Raw genomic sequence first — 22,478 nt, forward strand, 5'->3', positions numbered from 1 at the left:
CCCGGGACAGGTGGCCTGCACGCTGTCGGCGAACGCGCCGCGGAACGGCGGTGTCGGCGCGGCCGGTTAGCGTGGAAGCATGTCTTCGGTGCAGCCCGACTCCGCGCAACAGACGGTGATCGATCTGGACGTCACGGCATCCGGCGTGGTGGTGGGAGCGCCCGGGAGCGGCAAGACGACGGCGATCATCGAGCGGGTCGCGGCGTTGCTTGCGCGCGACGTGCGGCCCGAGGAGATCCTCGTGCTCACGCCCACGCGTCAGGCGGCGACGGTGCTGCGTGATCGTCTCGCCCTCCGCGTGCGGGTGGCAACCCCGGGCCCGCTGGCGCGATCGGTCGCAGCATTCGCCTATCAACTTGTGCGTGCGCACGCCGTGTCGGCCGGGCTCGAACCGCCACAACTGCTCACGGGACCGGACGAGGACCGCATCGTGCAGGACCTCCTCGACGGTGATGCCGACGACGAGATCGCCGGGATCGCCGGGCGGTGGCCCACGTGGCTCACCCCCGACATCCGCGCCACTCGAGGGTTCCGCACGGAGGTGCGTGCCTTCCTGGCGGAATGCACGACCTTGGGGATCGAACCCGCCGCTCTCGACGCGCTCGCGGAGCGCGAAGACCGCGAGATCTGGGCGTCGCTGGCGACGTTTGCTGCGGAGTACCGCGCGGTGCGCGCCGACATGCGCGGCGCGCACCGCGACGCTGCCGGGCTCGTGCGCGAAGGAGTGGGCCTCGCGCGCACGGCGGGGCCGGGCACACCCGGCGCACTGGCGACGCTGCGCGTACTGATCGTGGACGACGCGCAAGAACTCACCCTCGGTGGTGTCGAACTGCTCGAAGCCTGTCGTGCGCGTGGGATGGCGGTGCTGGCGTTCGGCGACCCCGATGTCGGCTCCGGGTCGTTCCGCGGCGCGACGCCGCAGAACTTCGCCCGGTTGGCGCGCGGTCTCCCGCTGCACGTGTTGGGTGCGCCCCACCGGGGAACCCCCGCGCTTCGCGATCTCGCCGCACAGGTCACCAGTCGTATCGGCGCGGTCGGAGTGGTCTCGCACCGTCGGCCCCCCGAGGCTGCGGAGCCGGATGGGTCGGTCCGAGCCTTTGCGTTGCGCTCGGCGGGGGAGGAACTGGACACGATCGCGCGGCTGCTGCGGGAGCGTCATGTCCACGACGGGGTGCCCTGGGAGGGCTGCGCCGTGATCGCGCACGACAGTCGCCAGGTCCTCGCTCTGGAGGCCGAACTCTCCGCGCGTGACGTGCCGACGACGGCAAGCGGGCAGGGGCGCACGCTCGGGGACACACGTGCCGTGCGGGAGTTGTTGCTCCTGATCGATCTGGCGGCCCGTGACGAGTGGCAGGACGATGAGCCCGCGGAGGCGCTCCGCCACGGTGGACTCGACGGCATCGAGTTGCGCAGGCTCCGCACGGCGCTGCGCCATGATGCCCTCCGGCAACACACGGATGAAGACCGACCCGTCCCCTCGGCCAGGGACCTGTTGGCGTCGGGGCTCCGGCATCCGCTCGAGTTCGAGCTGCTCGACACGCGCGAAGGACGACGCGCTGCCCGCATCGCGGAGACGGTGACCATGCTGCGGGCACAGATCGCCGAGGGCGCCACCGCGCACGAACTGCTGTGGACGACCTGGGAACGGTCGGGACGCGAGCGTTCGTGGCGCGAGGCGGCAGCCGGCCACGGCCCGCTGGCCGATCAAGCGGGGCGTGACCTCGATGCCGTCGTCGCGCTCTTCCAAGCCGCTAAACGGCACGGCGAGCGTGAGGACGGCACGGCACCGATCGCATTCCTCCGCGGTGTCCTCGCTTCTGATGTCGCCGAGGATCGCCTCAGTGCGCCCCTGCCGACCGGTGTCGTGTCCGTGCTCACTCCCGCCGGCGCGCTCGGCGGCGAGTTCGACACCGTCGTGATCGCCGGAGTGCAGGACGGCGTCTGGCCGAATCTCCGCCCACGCGGAGGCCTGTTGGAGACGTGGCGTCTGGCGACGGCCGGGGATGACCAGCCCGCCGATGCACTGGACCTGCGACGCGGCGTTCTCCACGACGAGTTGCGTCTGTTCGTACGTGCCGTCTCGCGCGCGCAGTCGCGCGTGGTCGTGACGGCGGTCGACGACGACGATACGGGACCGAGTGTGCTCTTCGAATTCCTCCCGCCGGTCGAACCGGCACCACGCAGTGCCGAGCATCCGCTCTCTTTGCGCGGACTTGTGGCCCAGTACCGACGTGCGCTCACGGACGTGCGCGCATCGGCGACTGCACGCGCCGACGCGGCCGGTCAACTGGCTCTCCTCGCCGAGGCTGGCGTCGCCGGCGCCGATCCGCAGGAGTGGTACGGCATCGCTCCGCGGACGTCGGAAGGCCCGCTCATCGATCTCTCGCGGGAACAGGCGCGCGTGTCGCCGTCGAAGCTCGAGGCGATCGACGTGTGCCCGTTGAACTGGGTGATCGGTGACCTCGGCGGGGATGCGGGCAGCGTCGGGGCCGGCCTCGGCACACTGATCCATGCCGCGCTCGAGCACGCTGAAGGAGCAGACGAAGCCGACCTTTGGCGCACGGTCGAGAGTCGGTGGTCGGAGCTCGAGTTCGAGGCGGTGTGGATCGAGCGCGCCGAGCGCACCCGCGCGCGAGATCTGGTTGCGCGACTGAGTCGCTATCTCCGCGACGCGCAACACGCCGGCACGACACTGTTGGGAGCAGAGCCTCGATTCGAACTGAGCGTGCCGGTGGACGGCGCCGCGATGCCCTCCCTCATCAGCGGCACGATCGACCGGGTCGAGCTGACCGCCGAAGGGACCGTGGTCATCGTCGACCTGAAGACCGGCCGCACCCAGTCCACGAGTGCGACCGCCGCCGCAGAGAACCCCCAACTCAGCGCCTATCAGCTCGCTTTCGAGCAGGGGGCGATTCCGGCAGCGACGGGTCATCCGTCCGGTGGGGCCAAGCTCCTCGTTCTGAAGCAGAATCGCGGAGGCGTCTACGCGACGCCGCTCCAGGACCCCTTCGACGACGAACGGCGCACGGCGTTCGTCGAGCGGATCGGGGACGCGGTGCGGGTCATGGGCGGACGGGAGTTCCTTGCGCCCTACGAGGCGCACTGCCGGGACGACCACACGCACGCGCTGTGCCGCATCCACACGATCGGGCCGGTGAGTCGCTCATGACGACGGCGCAGACGACGACGCTGATCTCGCCCGAGGCGATCGCCGCCGCGCTCGGGCAGTTTCCCCCGACCGCCGAGCAGTCCGCGGTGATCGCGGCGCCACTCACCCCCGCCCTCGTCGTGGCGGGCGCGGGTAGCGGGAAGACCGAAACGATGTCGGGGCGGGTTGTCTGGCTCGTCGCGAACGGTCTTGTCCGGCGCGACGAAGTTCTCGGGCTCACCTTCACCCGCAAAGCGGCGGGGGAGCTCGCCGAACGTATCCAACGTCGCCTGAACCGGCTGGCGGAGTTCGAGCAACGGGGGCTGTTGCCGGTGATCGAACAGGGCTATCGCGACGGTCGACTGGACATGTTCGGTCGCATCGAGCGCGAGATGACCGGCGTGGCCGCCGACGTCGCGCGCCGGGCCGCGCTCGACGCGCTCGCCGAGGGAAGAGCGCCTCACCCGGCCGACCCGGACGCGCTGCTGCACCGTCCGACGGTGGCGACCTACAACAGCTTCGCCGACCAGCTCGTGCGGGAAAACGCGGTTCGCATCGGGCGCGATGCAGAATCGGTCATCCTCAGTGAGTCCGCCGCCTGGCTGCTCATGCGCAGTGTCGTCCATTCCTCCGACGACCCGCGGCTCGAGACGATCACGTATCGACCCTCCACCATCATCGATGCGGCCCTGCGGATCGCCCGCGACGGCGTCGACAATCTTGCCGACCTCGACGAGATCGCCGCGCTGCCGTCACGCCTCGCTCAGGTGCGGGAGCGCCCGTCGACCCGCAAGGGCACGACGGTCTACGCCGACGTCGAGAAGGCGCTCGTCGCCGTCGGCGGGCTCGAAGTGCTCACGACTCTGGCGCGCGAATACAACGCGCAGAAGCGTCGGCGCGGCGTCATCGACTTCTCCGATCAGGTCGCCGGGGCCCTGCAGATCGTACGGGCACACCCGGCGGTGGCCGTCGAGGTGCGCGAGCGCTATCGCGTCGTTCTTCTCGACGAGTACCAAGACACGTCGGTGGTGCAAAGCGACTTGCTGGCGGCGCTGTTCGCCGACTCGGCGGTGATGGCCGTCGGCGATCCACACCAGTCCATCTATGGCTGGCGTGGCGCGAGCGCCGGCAACCTCGGGGGGTTCGCGGGGGCGTTTGCGGCATCCGGCGTCGCGGAGAATTTCTCTCTCGTGACGAGTTGGCGCAACAGCGGGCGCGTGCTGGGTGCCGCCAACGCTGTCCTGGCTCCGCTGGCTCCGCGCGCGCCCGTGCGGGTCGACGCGCTCCGGCCACGGCCCGCGGCGCCCGCAGGAGACGTCACGGTCACGTTCGAGAGTGACGTCGACGGCGAAGCAGAGCGGGTGGCCGAGTGGTTCGCCGAGGTCAGAACGGAGCGCGCCCGCGGCGGCGCTCCCACGACCGGCGCGATCCTCTTCCGTGCGAAGAAGCACATGGTGCGCTTCGCCGATGCGCTCGCTCGCCGCGGCATCCCGCACCGCATCTTGGGTCTCGGCGGACTGCTGTCCACTCCGGAAGTCGTCGATGTCGTCGCCGCGCTGCGCGTCAGCAGCGACCCACGGGCGGGATCTGCGCTCATCCGTCTCCTGAGCGGTCCGCGCTGGGGGATCGGCCTTCCCGATCTTCGCGCGCTTGCGGCGCTCGCGCGACGCATCGGGCGCAGCGACGCGACGCTGCACACGTTGGATGCCGACGTCCTCGCGCACCTGCGCAGTGCCGGCGAGGACAGCGCCTCCCTGGTCGACGCCCTCGACTTCGTCGGTCGGCAGAGCGACGATCACGGCTGGCTGACCGAGTTCACCGCCGGAGCGCGTGCGCGCCTGCGGGAAGCGGCGGCGGTCTTCGCTGGCCTGCGGCGCGCCGCCGGCATCCCGGTGCCGGATCTCGTGCGGCTGATCGAGGTCGAACTTCGCCTCGACATCGAGTTGGCAGCCAACGACGCACGCGGACCGGCGCGGGTCGCGGGTGATCAGCTGCGCGCTTTCGTCGACGAGCTGCACGGCTTTCTCGCGGCGGATGAGAGCGGCTCACTGCCCGCCGTGCTCGCGTGGCTGGATCGGGCGGAGCGCATGGACGAGTTCGCACCTCGCACCGAGCCGCCCGAAGACGATGTCGTGCAGCTGTTGACGATCCATGGGTCGAAGGGTCTCGAATGGGATGCCGTGGCGGTCGTGCGCGTCGTTGAGGACGAGTTGCCCGCCAAGCCTCGCGAAGGTCTCGGCTGGCTCCGGTTCGGGGTGCTGCCGTATCCGTTCCGCGGCGACCGCGCGTGGCTGCCCCGACTGGCGTGGGAAGAGGACGAAGCACCCACCCAGCAGGATCTTCGCGCCGCTCTCGCCGACTTCGCGACCGCACTGAAAGACCGACAACTCGATGAGGAGAGACGCCTCGCGTACGTCGCTGTCACTCGGGCTCGTGACCACCTCCTGCTGAGCGGATCGGCGTGGGCCGGGACGAAGACCCCTCGGGGGCCGAGTCCGTTCCTCGTCGAGGTCGCCGAGGCGCTCGCGCTTCCGCTCGATGTCGCTGATACGGGCGAGGACCCGTACCTCGATCAGAGCCGGCTGTTGTCGTGGCCGATCGATCCGCTCGGAGCGCGCCGAGCCGCCGTCACGGCGGCCGCGGCCCGCGTCCGGGCGGCAGCGGAGGGGCCGCCCGCACCGGCATCCCGTGATCTCATCCTCCTGCTCGCCGAACGCGCTGAGCGGGCCACGGGGGTGCGGGCCGTCGCGCCGGTGCGCGTGCCGGCCTCGCGCTATAAGGACTTCGTCAGCGACTACGCCGGGACCGTGCAGGCGATCGCCCGTCCGCTGCCCGAACGCCCGTACCGCCAAACCCGTCTCGGCACACTGTTTCACGCGTGGGTCGAGGAACGGTCGGGTCTGACCGGCGCGGGCACGTCGGCCGATGACGCCCTCTGGGAAATCGACGAAGACCAGGCCGGCGGTCCCGATGCCGACGCACATGCACTCGACGATCTCAAGGCTCGATTCCTCGCCTCAGAGTGGGCGACGCTCGCCCCGATCGAGGTGGAGGTCGAGATCGACGTCGCACTCGACGATCTTCTCGACGACGGGCGCCCGCACGTCGCCATCTGCAAGCTCGATGCCGTTTACCGGCGGGGGGAGCGGATCGAGATCGTCGACTGGAAGACCGGGCGCCCGCCGCGAACGGCCCGCGAACGGGAGGATCGCCTCCTGCAGCTGCGCCTGTATCGTCGCGCCTATCACGAGCGCAGCGGAGTTCCGCGTGAGCAGATCGACGTGGTGCTCTACTACGTCGCGGACGACGTCATCATTCGCGACTGAGGCGCGCTCAGGCGGAGTCGGTCCAGCGCCGGAGCGCGTTGCGGGCAGCGGCGTCGGGGTCGTCATCGGTGTGATCGTCGCTTGCGTCGCGCACGGCGGCAAGGTCGCCGCTGTCGCCGCGCAGCGGCGCCCAGTCCGACATGTCGATCGGTGTGGTGGGGATACCCGCAGCATCCAGCTCTTCCGCGCTGAACGACGCGAGCGACTCTGCGTCGAACGCGTCGGTCTCCATCGAGATATGTCCGAGGTCACCCGTCGTCGCGGGAACCCGACCGAGAACCGCGATCGCGTCGTCGACCGAGACGGTCTCGTGCGCGAGCGGCGGTTCGTCCTGGACACTTTCGTCCAGCGCCGTCAGCAACGCGACCGCGTCGGCGACGACCGATTCCGCGCCGGCAGAGTGTCCGTGGACGAGCCACTTCGCGAACTCCAGCTCGGCATGCAGGCGGGCCCGCGCCACGAGCAGTCCATCGGGCGCGCGGTGCGACAGGCGGGTGTACGTGTCGACGACATCCCCGCGGGCATCGGGCGCCGAGGACGTCCAGCGCAGATCGACTGCGGGGTCGCCCACGCTCAGCCCGCCCCAGGAGAGCAGTCCGGTCACGTGCGGTGCGCCGTCGTCATCGTCTTGCAGGACGAAGGATGCCGGGTCGACCCCGCCGAGGGTGACGGTCGTCTCGAACCGCCAGAGCGCTTCGGATCCGAGTGCCGTACTCCAACGGCGGAGCAGTCCGAAGGGGAGATGTCCGGTCGCCTCGGCGCGGTCGAGGAGCCGTTCGGCGTCATCGCGTACCTGGGCGGCGGTCTGAACGGGAAGCCCCGCATCGCGGATGACCGTCACCGGCAGGTCGTGGACGCGCGCGATCGCCGCGGCAAGTGCGGTCGCGACGCCGGCGCCGGCGGGCACGTGCATCGCGTCGACGCGATAGCCGGGGAGGAGAGTCTGGACGACCGCATGTACGCCGTCGACAGCGGTCTCGCCGAGCACGTCGGGCGCGCCGAAGGGAAGCACGCCGCGCACGCCAGCGGTGAGCGCCTTCAGCGCGTGGGCCTCGGCGCGAAGCGCGACATCGGCGTCTCGGTCGGTGGGGACGCGCACGACGACGCGTCGTCCGTCGTCGAGCGTCGCGATCGCGCTGTCGTAGCGACCGGTCGTGCCCTCGGTCAGCGGACCGACGCCGACCACGGTCGCGCGGGGCAGAGCGGATGTCACCGACGCGGCTAGAGTGAGGGGTGAGCGTGCCATGACCCCAGGGTAGGCGCGCGGCGGCGTGAAGTATCCGTGCCACGCCCGGCATTCGCACCGTGCCTGGTGAGAGAGGTTCGCGATGACACCCCCGGACGATCTCCGACTTCCGGCGTTAGCGCGCGCGACGATTGATCGGGCAGCCGACGAACGCACGCACGAAGGCCTCCTGGAAGCGTTGCGGGCCGATCCGACGACGCGAGTCGTTGCGTTGCACGGCGACCAGGCCCCGCTGCAGCCCGGCGGGGGCGCGTCGGCACTCTTGCTGGTTTCTCCGTCGGTGATCGCGGACGGGGCGCAGTGGGCGTTCTTGGGTCGCGATGACGATGGCTCCGCGCGACTCGTGGCCGCCGTCGCGGCCGCAACCGAACGCCCCGTCGATGCCGAGGACTGGGGAAGTCTGCGGGTCGTCGGTGGTGAGCTCTCACCAGTCGAATCGGGCCTTCTGGTGGAGGCCGTCGCGCTCGGCCGCTGGTTGCTCGACGCTCCGTTCTGCCCCGCGTGCGGCGGACGCACGATCATCCGCACGGCGGGCTGGTCTCGGAGCTGTCCCGACTGCGGGCGCGCCCACTTCCCACGCACCGACCCGGCCGTCATCGTCGCGGTCGCCTCAGCCGACGGCTCCCGACTGCTCCTCGGGAAGAACGCGATGTGGAAGGACCGCAACGTCTATTCGACGTTCGCGGGTTTCGTGGAAGCCGGAGAGTCCGCCGAAGCGACGATCATCCGCGAGGTGCATGAAGAGGCCGGCGTCACGGTCGACGGCATCCGCTACCGGGGGTCGCAGGCCTGGCCGTACCCGCGCTCGCTCATGTTGGGCTTCCACGCGTCCGCGGTCGACGATGCGGCGGCCCGTCCCGACGGAGAGGAAATCGTCGACGTTCGGTGGTTCTCGCGCACCGAGCTCACGGCGGCCCTGGCCGGAGAGGCCGACTTCGCGTTGCCCGGGACGGCATCCATCGCCCGTCGACTCATCCTCGACTGGGTGGAGTACCCGGCGTGAACGATCGCGCGCTCGCGGGTCTGGATGACCAGCAGCGCGAGGCAGCGTCGCTGCTCCGCGGGCCGGTCTGTGTGCTCGCGGGTGCCGGCACCGGCAAGACCCGGGTCATCACCCACCGCATCGCGCACGGCGTCGACACCGGCGCGTACTCCCCGGGTCGTGTCATGGCGGTCACCTTCACGACCAAGGCCGCTGGTGAAATGCGCGGTCGCCTCCGCGCGCTCGGGGTCGACGGCGTCGCCGCCCGCACGTTTCACGCGACGGCGCTGGCACAACTGAACTTCTTCTGGCCGCAGTTGGCGGGCGATGTGGCCCCCGCCATCATCGACAACAAGGTACGGGTGCTCGGGCAGGCCGCCGACAGTCTGGGACTGCGGCTCGATGCTCCGACACTGCGCGATGTGGCCGGGCGCATCGAGGCACGGAAAGTCCGGATGCTCTCGATCGAGCGCGACGCCGCCGCGCATCCGACGGGACTTCCCGGCCTGGACGTGCAGGCCCTCGTCGACCTCCAGGGAGCGTACGAGAAGGTCAAGGACGAGCGGCGTCAACTCGACTTCGAAGACGTGCTGCTGGCGTGCGCGGGAATGGTGGAGGCCGAGCCTCGCGTGGCGGCGGCGGTGCACGAGCAGTACCGGCACCTGACGGTCGATGAGTACCAGGACGTCTCGCCGGTGCAGGCGCGCCTGCTCGACCTGTGGCTGGGAGACCGACAGGATCTCTGTGTCGTCGGCGACGCGAGCCAGACGATCTACTCTTTCGCGGGGGCCGATCCGCGGTACCTGCTCGATTTCGCCGACCGGTACGACAACGCGCAGATCGTGCGCCTCGAACGCAACTACCGGTCGGATGCTGCGGTGCTCGCCGTCGCCAACGAGCTCATGCGGGGGCGCCCCGGTGCGCTCGTGCTCGAGCCCTCCGCTCTCCCTGACGGTTCGCGCGGCCCGTCACCGCAGCCGAGCGTCACGGCCTACCCGGACGACACGGCCGAAGCGGAGGGGGTTGCGGCCCTGATTGCCGCACAGCTGAGTTCCGGGACACGCGCGCAGGACATCGCGGTTCTGTACCGCGCCAATGCGCAGTCCGCACCGCTCTTGGCGGCGCTGGCGGTACGCGGGATCGCGGCGTCGGTTCTCGGAGGCAAGCGGTTCTTCGACCTTCCCGAGGTGCGGCAGGCGGTCATGGCGTTGCGGGGTGCATCGGTAGCTCCGTTGGAGACGACCTTCGTGGCGGCTGTCCGAGATGTGCTGCGTTCCCTGGGGCTCACGGATGAACCGCCGCCGGCCGGTGGCGCTCTCCGGGATGCGTGGGAAGCGCGTGCGGCAGTCTTGCGCCTCGCGGAGGAGGCGCCGGCGGGCACGTCCCTGCGCGTCTTCACAGACGAACTGCTCGCTCGCGCGAAAAGCCAGCACGAGCCGACGCTGCGCACCGTGACGCTCGCGACGCTGCACGCGGCCAAGGGCCTCGAATGGGAGCACGTCCACCTCGTCGGCATGAGCGAGGGTTTGCTGCCGATCTCGTACGCGACGACGTTCGAACAGGTCGATGAGGAACGGCGTCTCGCCTACGTGGGCATCACGCGGGCCGGTCGCACGTTGTCGCTGTCGTGGTCGCAGGCGAGTGGAACTCGACCTCGCCAGATGTCGCGATTCCTTCAGGAGATCGGCACCAGCACGTTGCGTGCGTCCGGTGCCCGTGCCAGCTCCGGCGGACGTTCGCGGCGCTGACGGTGACTGACGCCGTCTGCGGCGCAGCCGGGGCCAGCAGGCGTCCCGCCAGGATGCCGGCCTCCCACAGCAGCGCCTGGTCGGTGCGCACGGGACCACGTTCGAGCATTTGCGCCGCCAGCAGGGGCCAACTGGGGTCGGCGTCACGTCGATGCGCGTGGGCACACGCCAGACATGGGGTGACGCCGGGGATCACGAAGGGTCCGACCGTGACGCGGTCGCCGGCGAGCTCGAGGGGAAGGTGCGGTACATCGCGGGCCATCAGTGTGGCGGCGCGGCGCGGGTCGACCAGGCGGTAGGCCACGAGAATCACCGGCACCGCCGGATCCGGCTCCGGCTCCGCCCATCGCGTCGTGGCCACGACCTCCACCCCGCCGACGTCGAGAGCTCCGGCGAGCGCCGCGGCGTCGGCCGCATCGACGTCAGCGGGGAGTTCCACGCGCACCCGCAGACGCGGCCGCGCGCCCGCTATCAGTGCGGGGGAGATGCGGGCAACGAACGCGGCCGCGGCGTCGGCGGGAGCCCCGGCGACCGTGGCCAGCGGGAGGAGCATCGCATCGGGGATGCCGTCGTGCAGAGCCGAGAGCAGACTCTCCTGCCAGGGCGTGACATCGTCCACACGGATGCCGGGTTCGGCCCCCAGCTGCAGGCTCGACGGCGTGCGCCAGAGCGGTGCGTGCGAGGGAGCCAGCCGGAGCATGTGCCGATTGTGCCGCGGTTCCCGTCCGCGAGACGCCGACTATCCACAGTCCCCCGGAACTCACACCGGACGCGGCTCCTCAGGGCCGTCCGCATCGCCCGGCCCCTCCGACAGCGCCGCCCCGGGGCGTGGGCCGCGATCGGCCTCGTTCAGGAGGGCATCGAGGGCGTCGTCGAAGGCGTCGCGTTCGGGCTGTTCGCCGCGGGCCCGGGCTTGCAGGCGCGCCACAAGAGCGCCCGGGTCATCGATGTCGGCGGCATCCGGCATGAGATCGGGGTAGTCCCACAGGCTGTCGCGGTCGGCGGTGCCCACCGCGTCGGTGACGGCGCGCCACATCGCCGCGGCCTCGCGGAGGCGCCTCGGGCGCAGCTCCAAGCCGACGAGCGATCCCATCGCCTGCTCGGCCGGGCCGCCGACCGCGCGACGACGCCGCACCGCTTCGGCGATCTTCGCCGCCTCCGGGAGACGTGCGGTCGCATCGGCGGTGACGACGTCCACCCAGCCTTCGATCGTGGCGAGCAGGTTCTCGAGGCGGCTGAGGGCCGCATCCTGCTCCGCCGTGCGCTGCGGGAGCAGCGCGCCCGACTCGAGCGCTGCGCGCAATTCGTCGGGAGAAGACGGATCGAATCGCGAAGCGAGGTCCTCGAGGGCGCTGGTATCGACGTGGATGCCGCGCGCGAATTCCGTCACCTGCGAGATCACGTGCAGGCGCAGCCACCGCGCGTGGCGGAACAGGCGGGCGTGGGCGAGTTCGCGCGTCGCGAGATACAGCGCCAGCTGGTCGCCGTCGACCTCCAGGTCTCGACCGAAATCGGCGAAGTTCTGCGGCAGGATCACGGCTTCGCCGTCCGGCATGATCGGGATGCCGACGTCACCGCCGGAGACCACCTCGAGCGACAGTCGGCCGATAACCGCCCCCAGCTGTGCCGCGAACAGAGATCCGCCGATTCGGCGCATGAATTGCCCGGCACCGGCGATCATGCTCTTCATGTCTTCCGGAGTGTGGTCATCGATCGCGGCGGTCAACGCCCCGGCGATCGAGTCTGCGACAGGCTCCGCCAGCTCCTGCCACACCGGCAGGGTCGCCTCGACCCATTGGCCGCGCGTGATGGCGCGCGGCGGCTGGGGCAGGTCGGAGATCGTGGTCGCCTCGCTCAGCCAGAGGGTCGCGAGGCTGAAGGCCTGATCGAAGTCCTGGCGATTGCCGGACGTGATGCCCAGCCCGTCCTTGTTGGCGAGGTGCAGCGCCCCCGTCTTCGCTGCAGACCAGTCGATACCGCCGTCACCACCGCCGGCGAAGGCCGCCTGCATCTGCTGCATCATCTGCTGAAGCATCGCGGGGTCCACGCCGAGGCCGGACAGCGCCTCCAGGCGGCTCGCGTCCAGACCCTCGGCACCCCCGCCGAGGAGGTTGCGGAGCATCTCGGCGAACTGGTCTTCGGGAGACTCGCCATCGGGTCGGTCGAGATTGTCATCAGCCATATCAGGCGCCTTTCAGCGGGCAGAACTCGTCGCGCTCTACGCTAGTCGCACGTCCTCTCGCCCTGGCCCGGATCTGGCCTGATAGAGGATCTCCCGTGTACGCCGGTCGCGAACGGCCGGCCAGGAAGGCTCCTCCGTGGCACTGTTCGACGAGAACACGACGATCGTTCCCGCCCCGCGCCGGCAGCTTCCCCGGTCGACCGTCGCCGGTATCTGGGCCCTGACGGTCGCCCTCGTCGCGCTGCTGGGCCTGACGTTCCTGCCGAGCTCGTTCGTCATCCAGCAGCCCGGCCCGGTCTTCAACACGCTCGGCACGGTCGCCACGAGTGGCGGCGAGGAAGTCCCGCTCATCAGTATCGACGGTGCCGAGACGTTCGAGACCGCCGGGGCGCTGGATCTTCTGACTGTTCAGGTCGTGGGTAACCGTGACCGCACGCCGTCGTGGTTCGAGCTCGCCCTGGCATGGTTCGATACGTCGCGCGCGGTGATTCCGCTCGACGATGTCTTTCCCGAGGGACAGAGCACGGATGAGCGCAATGAGGAGAGTGCGGTCATGATGGTCGACTCGCAGAAGGAGGCGACTGCTGCCGCGCTCACCGAACTCGGCTACGACGTGAACGCGATGGTGCGGGTCTATTCGCTCACCGAGGACTCGGCCGCGCAGGGAATCCTTGAACCCGACGACATCATCCGTGCCGCGAACGGCACTCCGCTGACCGAGACCGAAGAACTGCGCACGATCATCAACGCCGGCGACGGCGCACCGGTCGAGCTGACGGTCGACCGCGATGGGGAGACAGTGACGGAAACGGTGACGCCGACGCAGTCGACTGTCGACGGCGAGACGGTGTGGCTCGTGGGGATCTCGACGATGCACGACTACGACTTCCCGATCGACGTGACCATCCAGCTCGACAACGTCGGCGGACCCAGCGCCGGCCAGATGTTCGCCCTGGGGATCATCGACACCCTCACTCCGGGGGAGCTCAACGGGGGAGAGAACGTTGCCGGCACCGGCACGATCGATGCCGGCGGCACGATCGGGGCGATCGGCGGTGTCCGGCAGAAGATGTACGGCGCGGTGGATGCCGGGGCCGACTTCTTCTTGGCACCGGAGAGCAACTGCGGGGAGGTCATCGGTCATATTCCGTCCGGTCTGCAGGTGTTCTCGGTCGCCACGTTGGATGATTCGCTCGCGGTCCTACGCGCGATCCGCGACGACGGCGATCTCGCTTCCCTGCCCACCTGTCGCTAGCGCGTCCGGTCGTACACGGCCCGCTTAGGATGGAACAGTGACCACGACCTCAGCGCCGACCCAGGCCACGCCCAGTCCCTTCCGACGTGCGATCGGCATCACGCTTGCCGTGATCGCGGTGATCGTCGTGGCGTTCTTCATCTTCGCCAGCCTCTACGCCGATTGGCTGTGGTTCGATCAACTCGGCTTCGCGAGTGTGCTGTGGACGCAGTGGACCGCGCGTGTCGTGACGTTCCTCGTCGGCTTCGTCGCGATGGCGGTACCGGTGTTCCTGGCCATCCAGCTCGGTTACCGCTTGCGCCCCGTCTACGCGCGACTGAGTTCGCAGCTCGATCACTATCAAGAGGTGGTGGAGCCGCTCCGCCGCCTGGCGATGTGGGGGATTCCGATCTTCTTCGGATTCTTCGCCGGCTTCGCCGCATCCGCGCAGTGGGAGACCGTGTGGTTGTGGATGAACCGGGTCGATTCGGGTGACCTCGACCCTCAGTTCCAGATGGACACCGGGTTCTACCTCTTCTCGCTGCCGTTCTTCTCCTCGCTGCTCGGCTTCGTCTCTGCCGTCATCCTGGTGTGCCTCGTCGTCACGGTGCTGGTGACGTATCTCTACGGATCGATCCGGGTCGGACAGGGTGAACTGCGCATTTCCAAGCCCGCCCGCATCCAGCTGGCGATTCTCGCCGGTGTCTACCTGCTCGTGCAGGCCGCAAGCCTCTGGCTGGACAGATTCAAGACGCTGACGACGCAGAGCGAGCGCATCACGGGTGCGACCTACGTCGACGTGAATGCGATCATTCCGGGTCTCACGATCCTCGCTGTGGCGGCGATCCTCGTCGCGGTGCTGTTCTTCGTCACGGCGGTCATCGGCCGCTGGCGTTTCCCGCTCATCGGGACCGGCCTGCTCATCGTCTCGTCGCTCGTCGTCGGTATCGCCTACCCGTGGGTGCTCTCCAACATCCAGGTGCGTCCGAACCAGGAGACGCTCGAGAGCGAGTTCTATCAGCGCAACATCGACGCCACCCAGAAGGCCTACGGCATCGACGGGCTGGAAAAGAGCGACTTCCAGGCGGTGACCGACGCAGAGCCCGGCCAGTTGCGCGAAGACGCAGACACCACCGCCTCCATCCGCATCATGGACCCGGCGATCATTTCACCCACGGTGCGACAACTCGAGCAGTACCGCTCCTACTATCAGTTCACCGATCCGCTGGATGTCGACCGGTACCAGATCGACGGCGAATCGCAGGACACTGTGGTGTCCGTGCGTGAGCTGAATCTCGAACAGCTCGGCAACGCCGCGTCCTGGTACAACACGACCCTCGTCTACACGCACGGCTACGGAATGGTCGCGGCCAAGGGCAACGAACGCACCGCAGACGGCAACCCCGTGTTCGTCGAGCGCGGCATCCCCACCACGGGTGACCTGACCGACGGTGAAGACTACGAGCCGCGGATCTACTTCGGAGAAACCTCGCCGCTGTACTCCATCGTGGGAGCTCCCGAAGGCTCCGAGAACATCGAGCTCGACTACCCGCGTGGTGAGGACGGTGCCGCCCAGACCAAGACCACCTTCACCGGTGACGGCGGCCCGCTCGTGGGCAGCATCTTCAACCGGCTGATCTACTCGCTGAAGTTCCAGGCGACCGACATCCTGTTCTCCGACGGGATCAACGACGACTCGCAGATCCTCTACGACCGTGATCCGGTCGCGCGCGTGCAGAAGGCAGCGCCCTACCTGGAGCTCGACAACGACCCGTATCCGTCGGTCGTCGATGGACGGATCGTCTGGATCGTCGATGGCTACACGCTCAGCGCCGACTACCCGTACTCGTCGATCGTGAGTCTGCGTGACGCGATCAGCGATACGACCAACACGGCACCGCGCGTGGCGCTGGACGACGTCAACTACATCCGCAACTCGGTGAAGGCGACCGTCGACGCCTACGACGGCTCGGTCACGCTGTACGCGTGGGATGAAACCGACCCGCTGCTGCAGGCCTGGCAGAAGGTCTACCCGTCGACGCTCAAGCCGATCAGCAAGATGAGCGGTGACCTGATGAGCCACGTGCGCTACCCGACGGATCTGTTCAAGGTGCAGCGCGCGATGCTCGGCACGTACCACGTCGACGACGCGGCGTCCTTCTACGCGCGCGACAACGCCTGGAAGACGCCGAACGACCCCGTGTCCGAGCTCGAGGTTCTGCAGCCGCCGTATTACCTGACGATGCAGATGCCCGGCCAGGAAGCGCCGACCTACTCCATGTTCACCACCTTCATCCCCGGCGGTGAAGACACACGGAACGTCCTCATGGGGTATTTGTCCGTCGACTCCGATGCCGGCGCAGCCGACGGTACGCGCAGCGACAGCTACGGCAAGCTCCGGATGCTGGAGATCAATGCCGAGACTCCCGTTCCCGGACCGGGCCAGGTGCAGAACACCTTCGATGCCGATCCGAGCGTGTCCGCGTTCATCAACATCCTCAAGCAGGGCCAGTCCGAGGTGCTCAACGGCAACCTGCTGACGCTGCCGGTCGGTGGCGGTCTGCTGTACGTGCAGCCGGTGTTCGTGCAGTCGTCGGGCTCCACGAAGTTGCCGACGCTGCAGAAGGTGCTCGTGGCCTTCGGCAACGAGGTCGCGTTCGAAGACACGCTGCAGGGCGCGCTGGACACGTTGTTCGGTGGCGACTCCGGGGCGAACGCCGGCGATGGCGATGCCACCCCGGCGCCTGAGCCGAGCGAGTCCGCCGATCCCGGCGGCGAGACCGGTGGGGGTACCGGCAGCACGAGCATCGCCTTCCAGGCTGCTCTCGCCGACGCGCAGCAGGCCATGCTCGACCGTGACACCGCGTTGAAGTCCGGCGATCTGGCTGCGTTCGCCGAGGCTGACGCTCGCCTGACCGCAGCCGTGACGCAGCTGCTCTCCCTCTCCGGAGAGTGACGATCCGCTGAATCCGGTGGTGGCGGCTCAGTCGGTGAGCAGCCACCACCAGATCAGCAACAGCGTGACGAGGAACCCCGCCAGCTGGTTGATCCAGAGGAAGCGCCGCCATCCGGTGGTCGCGCGCTCCGCCTCGGCGTCGGACAGGTTGCGGTACGGCCAGACTGCCGCGAGGTACGGGAGGACGATCGCGGCCGCGAGCGGCCCGGGCCAGCTGACACCGAGCATGGTGAGCCCCGCCGCGGCGTAGCAGGCCAGCGCGAATCGCACGGTCCAGCGCGCACCGCGTGCCGTCGCGATCGACGCGATCCCCGCCTCGCGGTCGGCGACGACGTCTTGCACAGCGCCGAACGCATGCGAGGCGATGCCCCACAGGGCGAACGCGACGATGAGGAGGAGAAGCGACAGATCCGCCGTCGCACCGCCGAGGACCAATCCGTAGACGGCGGGGGAGAAGAAGTGGATGCTGCTCGTGATCGAATCGGCGAACGGCCGTTCCTTGAGGCGGAGCGGCGGCGCACTGTAGAACGCGACGAAGAAGAGGCTCGCCGCAAGAACGACCCAGGACAGGGGACCGCCCACAGCGACGAGATAGACGACGAAGGGCAGGCAGGACAGGCCGGCCGCCCAGAGCGTGACCGCGTGCAGGCTGCGATCGAGCACGGCCCCCTGCACCCCGCCCTTGCGCGGGTTGCGGAGGTCCGACTCGTAGTCGAACACGTCGTTGATGCCGTACATCGCGAGGTTGTAGGGGATCAGGAAGAACACGGTGCCGACGATCAGGGTGAGATCGATCTGCCGGGTCGTCAGCAGATAGGCGGCCGCGAACGGGTAGGCCGTGTTGATCCAGCTCACCGGGCGGGAGGAGACGATCAGGTGCCCGAGCACTCCTGCCGTGCTCATGCGTCACGCTCCCGTGAGAGCAGGGTGAAGACCGCCGGGACCACGAAGGCCGCGCAGAGCGGATACGAGAAGTCCTCGAGCGGCGCGAGACCGATGCGGATGCCCGAGAGATGTTCGGGAGGATAGGTGAACAGGCCGACGGCGATCATGATGTTGTCGAACACGGCGGTAAGCGCGATGAGGACCAAGGCCGCGATCGCCGAGGACCCCATGCGGCGGCCGAATCGGGGGCGGCGCACCGTGGAGAGGGTCACGAGGAGGGTGAGCACCGCGAACGGAACGATCAGCAACGCGTAGGTCACGGCATCCGCTCCCGTCGCCGGGCACCGCGTCGCTCCGCGGCAGCCCAGACGGTGAGAGCGAGTTGGCACAGGAACGCGAGGAAGAACGGTTCCTCCACCGGCAGATGCGGCGCCAGGTCGATGCCGAGGAGCAGAGGACTGTCGCCCTTGACGAAGACGCCCGCCGCGATGCCGGCGAGGTCCCACACCAGCAGCAGCAGTGTTCCGGCGAGGACGGCGAGCGCCGCGCGGCCGGGGCGGTGCCAGAAGGCGAGCCGGAACCGGGCGTCGAGCGCGGCGATGCCGGCCGCGGACACGACGATCGCGAGGAGGTAGAGGCCCGGCATCAGCGCACGGCGGCCGGGGCGTCGCGGTGGATGCGTTCGACGGCCAGCTCCGCTGAGATGAGACACATCGGCAGCCCGATCCCGGGCAGAGCCGACGCTCCCGCGTAGTACAGTCCGGACACACGGCGAGACGCGTTCTTCGGGCGGAACATCGCGCTCTGACCGAGCGTGTGGGCAAGCCCCAGCGAGTTGCCCCGCCACGCGTGCAGATCGTGGGCGAAGTCGCCCGGGGCGATGGTGCGGCGCACACGAATGCGCGCGGCGAGATCCGGGATGCCGGCCCACTGCGCCAGTTGTGCGATCGCACGGTCGGCGGCCTGCTCCACGCGCGCGTCGCCGTCACCGTCGATTCCTCCGCGGCCGATCGAGGGGTCCGCGGGGATCGGGACCAGCATGAAGACGTTCGAGGACCCGGCGGGTGCGACCGTCGGATCGGTGATGCTGGGAGTGCAGACGTAGAGTGACGCCGGGTCGGGGATGCGCGGGTCATTGCCGAAGATGGCGTCGAAGCCTTCCGACCACTCCCGCGTGAACAGGAGGGTATGGTGGGCGAGCTCCGGGAGTTCCCCGTCGACCCCGAGCAACACGAGGAGTGCGCCGGGGCTGGGGGTGCGCTTGTCCCACCACCGTTGCGGGTAGGTCTGCAGTTCCGGGGGAAGCAACGCGGTCTCGGTGTGGTGGAGATCCGCCGTGGAAACCACCGCATCCGCCGCGATGATCTCGCCGGATTCGAGAGCGACGCCGGTGGCGCGACGCCCCGCGGTGACGATGCGCGCGACCGGCGCCGCTGTGCGGATCTTCACCCCCGCCCGCCGCGCGAGCCCCTCGATCGCGCGGATGACTTCGGTCAATCCACCGGCGGGGTACAGCACGCCCTGCGTCAGGTCGAGGTGACTCATGAGGTGGTACAGGCTCGGCACGCCGTACGGTGAACCGCCGAGGAACACGGCGGGGTACCCGAGGATCTGTTGCAGCACGGGCTCGGAGAAGCGACGTTCGATGTGTCGGGAGAGCGAGGTCGTGAGCAGCGGTGCCAACTGCGGCAGTCGCCGCAGCACCTCGCGATCGCGCAATCCGGCCGTCGTGGCGTAGGAATCGTAGAGGAAGCGGGAGACGGCCAGGTCATAGGCCTCGCCGGCGGAATCGAGGTAGGACTCGATGCGGTCTCCCGACCCAGGCTCGCGCTCTTCGAAGAGCGCCCGGACCTCGTCTCGCCCGCTGATGACGTCGACCCGTTCGCCCGGGCCGTCGCCGGTGGGCTCGGCGTAGACCCGGTAGGCGGGGGTGAGTGGCGCGAGGTCGAGTTCCGCGGCCGCTGAGGTCCCGAGCAGCTCGAAGAACCGCTCGAAGACCTCGGGCATGAGGTACCAACTGGGGCCGGTGTCGAAACGGAACCCGTCCTGTTCCCACGACCCCGCGCGTCCGCCGAGCTCGTCGCGTCCTTCGACGAGTGTCACGCTGTGGCCTTCGTGTGCCAGGAGCGCCGCGGTGGCGAGGCCGGCGATGCCGCCTCCGATGATGACGACGTTCACTCGTTGACCTTTCGCGTTCCGCCGGCCACCGCGGCGCGGGCAGCGATGGCAGCTTTCTTCAGGCCCGGTACCCGCACTCGGACGTCGAGGTTCTCGGCATGACGCAAGCGTTGGGCAAGCTCTGCGAAGAGGTCGTGAGCCGTGCGCACCGCGCGCCGACAATCGGCCGGCAGATCATCGATGACCGCCGCCGCGGCGGAAAGATCGGCATCGATGCGGTCCAGGACGTCGTCGCGGGTCACCGCGCGGCCGTCCATACCCAGGTAGTCGCGCCCCAGGATGTCAGAGTCCACGGCGCGGTCGCGCAGGAAATTGATGTCCTGAAACGCGGCGCCGAGCCGACGTGCTCCGGTGACCAGGGCGTCATCGGGCGTGACCGTGAGTGCGGCACCCGCGTTCATGAACACGTGCAGGCACATCAGGCCGACGACTTCTGCCGACCCGTAGACGTACGCGTCGTGCGATGCCGGGTCATGGGTGGAGACGTCGAGGTCGGTGCGCATGGAGGCGAAGAACGGACGGATGAGGTCGCCACCGATACCGCACTCTCGTGCCGTGAGGGCGAAGGCGTGCACGACGACGTTGGTGCTGAACCCTCGGCTGAGGGCGATGAGGGTTTCGGCTTCGAGTTCGTCGAGAACGCGCCGCACGGTCGCAGGATCCAGGCCCGCTTCCGCGGCCGCCCCGTCCACGATCTCGTCCGCAATCCGCACCAGGGCGTACACAGTGCGGATATGAGGCCGAGGTCGCGCGCCGAGGAGCCGGGCGGCGAGCCCGAAGGAGGTCGAGTACTCCCCGATGACGGTCGCCGAGGCTTCGCGCGCGGCGCTGTTGTAGGTGCGGAGTGAGGTGGTCACGGCATCCGCTTCTCAACGCGGTCGGCGATGCCGGCCAGGAGTTCCACCGCGGGGGCGGGGAGCACGGGGTCGGCCGCAACGACCCGGGCCTGCTCGATCATCGATGCGATCAGATCGACCAGCGCCGCGCGCGCGCCGCTCGTCGTGAGGACCTTCTGCGCCCGTCGGATGGCGATGGGTCCGGTGGGGGCGAGGTCGAGCGCGACGCTCACGCGGGCCCAATCGGGGGAGCGCTGAGCGAGGGCGATCAGCGTGGTCCGCTTCGACTCGCGCAGGTCCGCGCCGGCTGCGCGGCCGGCTTGGGCGGGAGAGCCGAACGTGCCGATGAGGTCGTCGACCAGTTGGAAGGCCAGCCCGAGGCGGCCGGCTGCATCGCTCATCTGCGCGCGTTGCGTGGGGGAGGCACCGGCCAGGAGGGCGCCGGCGGCGATGGGGGCCTCGAAGGAGTACACCGCGGTCTTCTCGTACGCGGTGGAGAGGAGTTCGTCGGCGTCGGGAACGCGCGGGAGGATGGCGTGCTCCACGTCACGCAGTTCCCCGCCCGCCGAGCGCAGCACCGCGTCGTCCACGAGGTCGAGAAGGCCATCGCGATGCGGTTCGCTCAGCGGCGCCGAGGCGATGAGGCGGACGGTCTCGAAGAGCAGCAGGTCACCCGCGAGAACGCCGGCCGCGCTCCCCAGGAGTGCGGCATTGTCGGGGGTGGCTCCGGCATCCTCGCCGCGCCGACGGAAGCTCCCCGACACGTTCGGCACGCCTCGACGTTCGACATCGCGATCGATGACGTCATCGTGCACGACGAAGGCCGTGTGCAGCAGTTCGAACGCCGCCGCGACGTCCCAGATGGCCGGCAGCTCTTCGGTGTCGCCGCCGAACGCGCGAAACGAGGCCACGACCAGCGCCGGGCGAAATCGTTTGCCGCCGTCCGCGGCCAGCGTCGTCGCCTGCACGAGATGTGCGAGTGAGGGCGAGTAGCGCGCACCGCGCGCGCTGAGTCGCGCGAGGCTCCGATCGATCGCTGCGTCCACACGGGCGGCACTGTCCGGGGGAAGGGCAATCATGAGGCGTGACGCAATCGGGGGGCGTCGAACAGGTGCAGCTGCTCAGCCTGCAGCACGAGCCAGGGGCTGAAAGCCCACGGTGTCGCGGACAGGGCGGAGGCGAGTTCGGCGGGGTCTACCCAGCGCGAATCCATGACTTCGGCCTTATTGGGCTCCGGCTCGGCGTCGGCATACGCGATGTAGACCGGGCAGATTTCGTTCTCGACGATGCCTTCGGCATCGACGGCACGGTAACGAAAGAGAGGGAGTGCGAGTTCGAGTCCGTGGATCGACAGGCCGAGTTCATGGCCAGCGTGACGGTGCACAGCGGTAGCCACGGGCTCGGCCGGGCGCGGGTGGCCGCAGAACGAGTTGGTCCAGACACCGGGCCAGGTCTTCTTCGCCAGAGCGCGACGTGTCACGAGTACTTCGCCTCGGGCGTTGAGGACGTGGCAGGAGAAGGCGAGATGAAGGGCGGTGTCACTGCCGTGGACGCTGGACTTCGGCGCCGTGCCGATTTCGTTCCCGCTGTCGTCGAGCAGAACGACCAGATCCAGGTCTGTCATCTTTCCTCCTTTTTCGCTAGTTTATCTAGCGATATCTGGAATGCTACAGAATGGATCAGGGGGTGTCCAACGATGCAAGAGCGATGGATACCCGACGACGAGCGTGGTCTTCTCGTGCTTCGTACACTAGAGG

General features: G+C 69.1%; 15 protein-coding genes. 6 read left to right on the top strand and 9 right to left on the bottom strand.

Annotated features, from left to right (window positions below):
• Positions 1-79 precede the first annotated feature (79 nt).
• Both Q0653_RS01310 and Q0653_RS01315 read left to right on the top strand, forming a co-directional pair.
• On the top strand, positions 80-3,169 hold the full coding sequence (locus tag Q0653_RS01310) for an ATP-dependent DNA helicase (RefSeq protein ID WP_298942043.1): 3,090 nt from the start codon (positions 80-82) through the stop codon (positions 3,167-3,169).
• Positions 3,166-6,474: an ATP-dependent DNA helicase gene (locus tag Q0653_RS01315; protein WP_298942045.1), complete on the top strand. Its 3,309-nt coding sequence runs from the start codon at positions 3,166-3,168 to the stop codon at positions 6,472-6,474. Before Q0653_RS01310 ends, Q0653_RS01315 begins: the two co-directional genes overlap by 4 nt.
• Positions 6,475-6,481: 7 nt before the next feature.
• Here the strand turns inward: Q0653_RS01315 and Q0653_RS01320 are convergent, their stop codons facing one another.
• Complete coding sequence (locus Q0653_RS01320) at positions 6,482-7,720, bottom strand: phosphotransferase (RefSeq protein ID WP_298741678.1); 1,239 nt, start codon at positions 7,718-7,720, stop codon at positions 6,482-6,484.
• 82 nt (positions 7,721-7,802) lie between these two features.
• Here Q0653_RS01320 and nudC point away from each other — a divergent pair, with 82 nt between their 5' ends.
• Together nudC and Q0653_RS01330 are read left to right on the top strand one after the other, a co-directional pair.
• Positions 7,803-8,723: an NAD(+) diphosphatase gene (gene nudC, locus Q0653_RS01325; RefSeq protein ID WP_298942048.1), complete on the top strand. Its 921-nt coding sequence runs from the start codon at positions 7,803-7,805 to the stop codon at positions 8,721-8,723.
• Positions 8,720-10,450 (top strand): ATP-dependent helicase, encoded by a 1,731-nt coding sequence (locus Q0653_RS01330; protein ID WP_298942050.1) that lies wholly within the window; start codon positions 8,720-8,722, stop codon positions 10,448-10,450. The genes nudC and Q0653_RS01330 overlap by 4 nt, the downstream gene beginning before the upstream one ends.
• 760 nt (positions 10,451-11,210) lie before the next feature.
• Here the strand turns inward: Q0653_RS01330 and Q0653_RS01335 are convergent.
• Complete coding sequence (locus tag Q0653_RS01335; RefSeq protein WP_298942051.1) at positions 11,211-12,632, bottom strand: zinc-dependent metalloprotease; 1,422 nt, start codon at positions 12,630-12,632, stop codon at positions 11,211-11,213.
• 136 nt (positions 12,633-12,768) lie between these two features.
• Between Q0653_RS01335 and Q0653_RS01340 the strand changes: the two genes are divergently transcribed.
• Both Q0653_RS01340 and Q0653_RS01345 read left to right on the top strand, forming a co-directional pair.
• Positions 12,769-13,887, top strand: a complete 1,119-nt coding sequence (locus tag Q0653_RS01340; protein WP_298942053.1) for a S16 family serine protease — start codon at positions 12,769-12,771, stop codon at positions 13,885-13,887.
• Positions 13,888-13,924: 37 nt separating this feature from the next.
• Positions 13,925-16,822 carry a UPF0182 family protein gene (locus Q0653_RS01345; RefSeq protein ID WP_298942055.1) on the top strand — a complete coding sequence of 966 codons (2,898 nt, stop codon included), beginning with the start codon at positions 13,925-13,927 and terminating at the stop codon, positions 16,820-16,822.
• Positions 16,823-16,849: 27 nt separating this feature from the next.
• Here the strand turns inward: Q0653_RS01345 and Q0653_RS01350 are convergent, their stop codons facing one another.
• The 7 genes from Q0653_RS01350 to idi are packed head-to-tail and all read right to left on the bottom strand — an operon-like array spanning position 16,850 to position 22,345.
• Entirely contained in the window at positions 16,850-17,725 is an 876-nt protein-coding gene (locus tag Q0653_RS01350; RefSeq protein ID WP_298942057.1) for a prenyltransferase, read from the bottom strand.
• A complete protein-coding gene (locus Q0653_RS01355; RefSeq protein ID WP_298741664.1) occupies positions 17,722-18,027 on the bottom strand; it encodes a lycopene cyclase domain-containing protein in 306 nt (101 codons plus the stop codon). The genes Q0653_RS01350 and Q0653_RS01355 overlap by 4 nt, the downstream gene beginning before the upstream one ends.
• Complete coding sequence (locus tag Q0653_RS01360) at positions 18,024-18,353, bottom strand: lycopene cyclase domain-containing protein (RefSeq protein WP_298741662.1); 330 nt, start codon at positions 18,351-18,353, stop codon at positions 18,024-18,026. Before Q0653_RS01360 ends, Q0653_RS01355 begins: the two co-directional genes overlap by 4 nt.
• On the bottom strand, positions 18,353-19,885 hold the full coding sequence (crtI, locus tag Q0653_RS01365) for a phytoene desaturase family protein (protein WP_298942060.1): 1,533 nt from the start codon (positions 19,883-19,885) through the stop codon (positions 18,353-18,355). The genes Q0653_RS01360 and crtI overlap by 1 nt, the downstream gene beginning before the upstream one ends.
• Positions 19,882-20,742, bottom strand: coding sequence for a squalene/phytoene synthase family protein (locus tag Q0653_RS01370; protein ID WP_298942062.1), 861 nt, complete (start codon positions 20,740-20,742; stop codon positions 19,882-19,884). The genes crtI and Q0653_RS01370 overlap by 4 nt, the downstream gene beginning before the upstream one ends.
• Positions 20,739-21,800, bottom strand: a complete 1,062-nt coding sequence (locus Q0653_RS01375) for a polyprenyl synthetase family protein (protein ID WP_298942064.1) — start codon at positions 21,798-21,800, stop codon at positions 20,739-20,741. The genes Q0653_RS01370 and Q0653_RS01375 overlap by 4 nt, the downstream gene beginning before the upstream one ends.
• The gene (gene idi / locus Q0653_RS01380; protein WP_298942066.1) at positions 21,797-22,345 is read right to left on the bottom strand and encodes an isopentenyl-diphosphate Delta-isomerase; all 549 of its coding nucleotides are present in this window, start codon (positions 22,343-22,345) and stop codon (positions 21,797-21,799) included. Before idi ends, Q0653_RS01375 begins: the two co-directional genes overlap by 4 nt.
• Positions 22,346-22,478 lie beyond the last annotated feature (133 nt).

Origin of the sequence: uncultured Microbacterium sp. (assembly GCF_947488465.1) — a bacterium.
Taxonomy (GTDB): Bacteria; Actinomycetota; Actinomycetes; order Actinomycetales; family Microbacteriaceae; genus Microbacterium.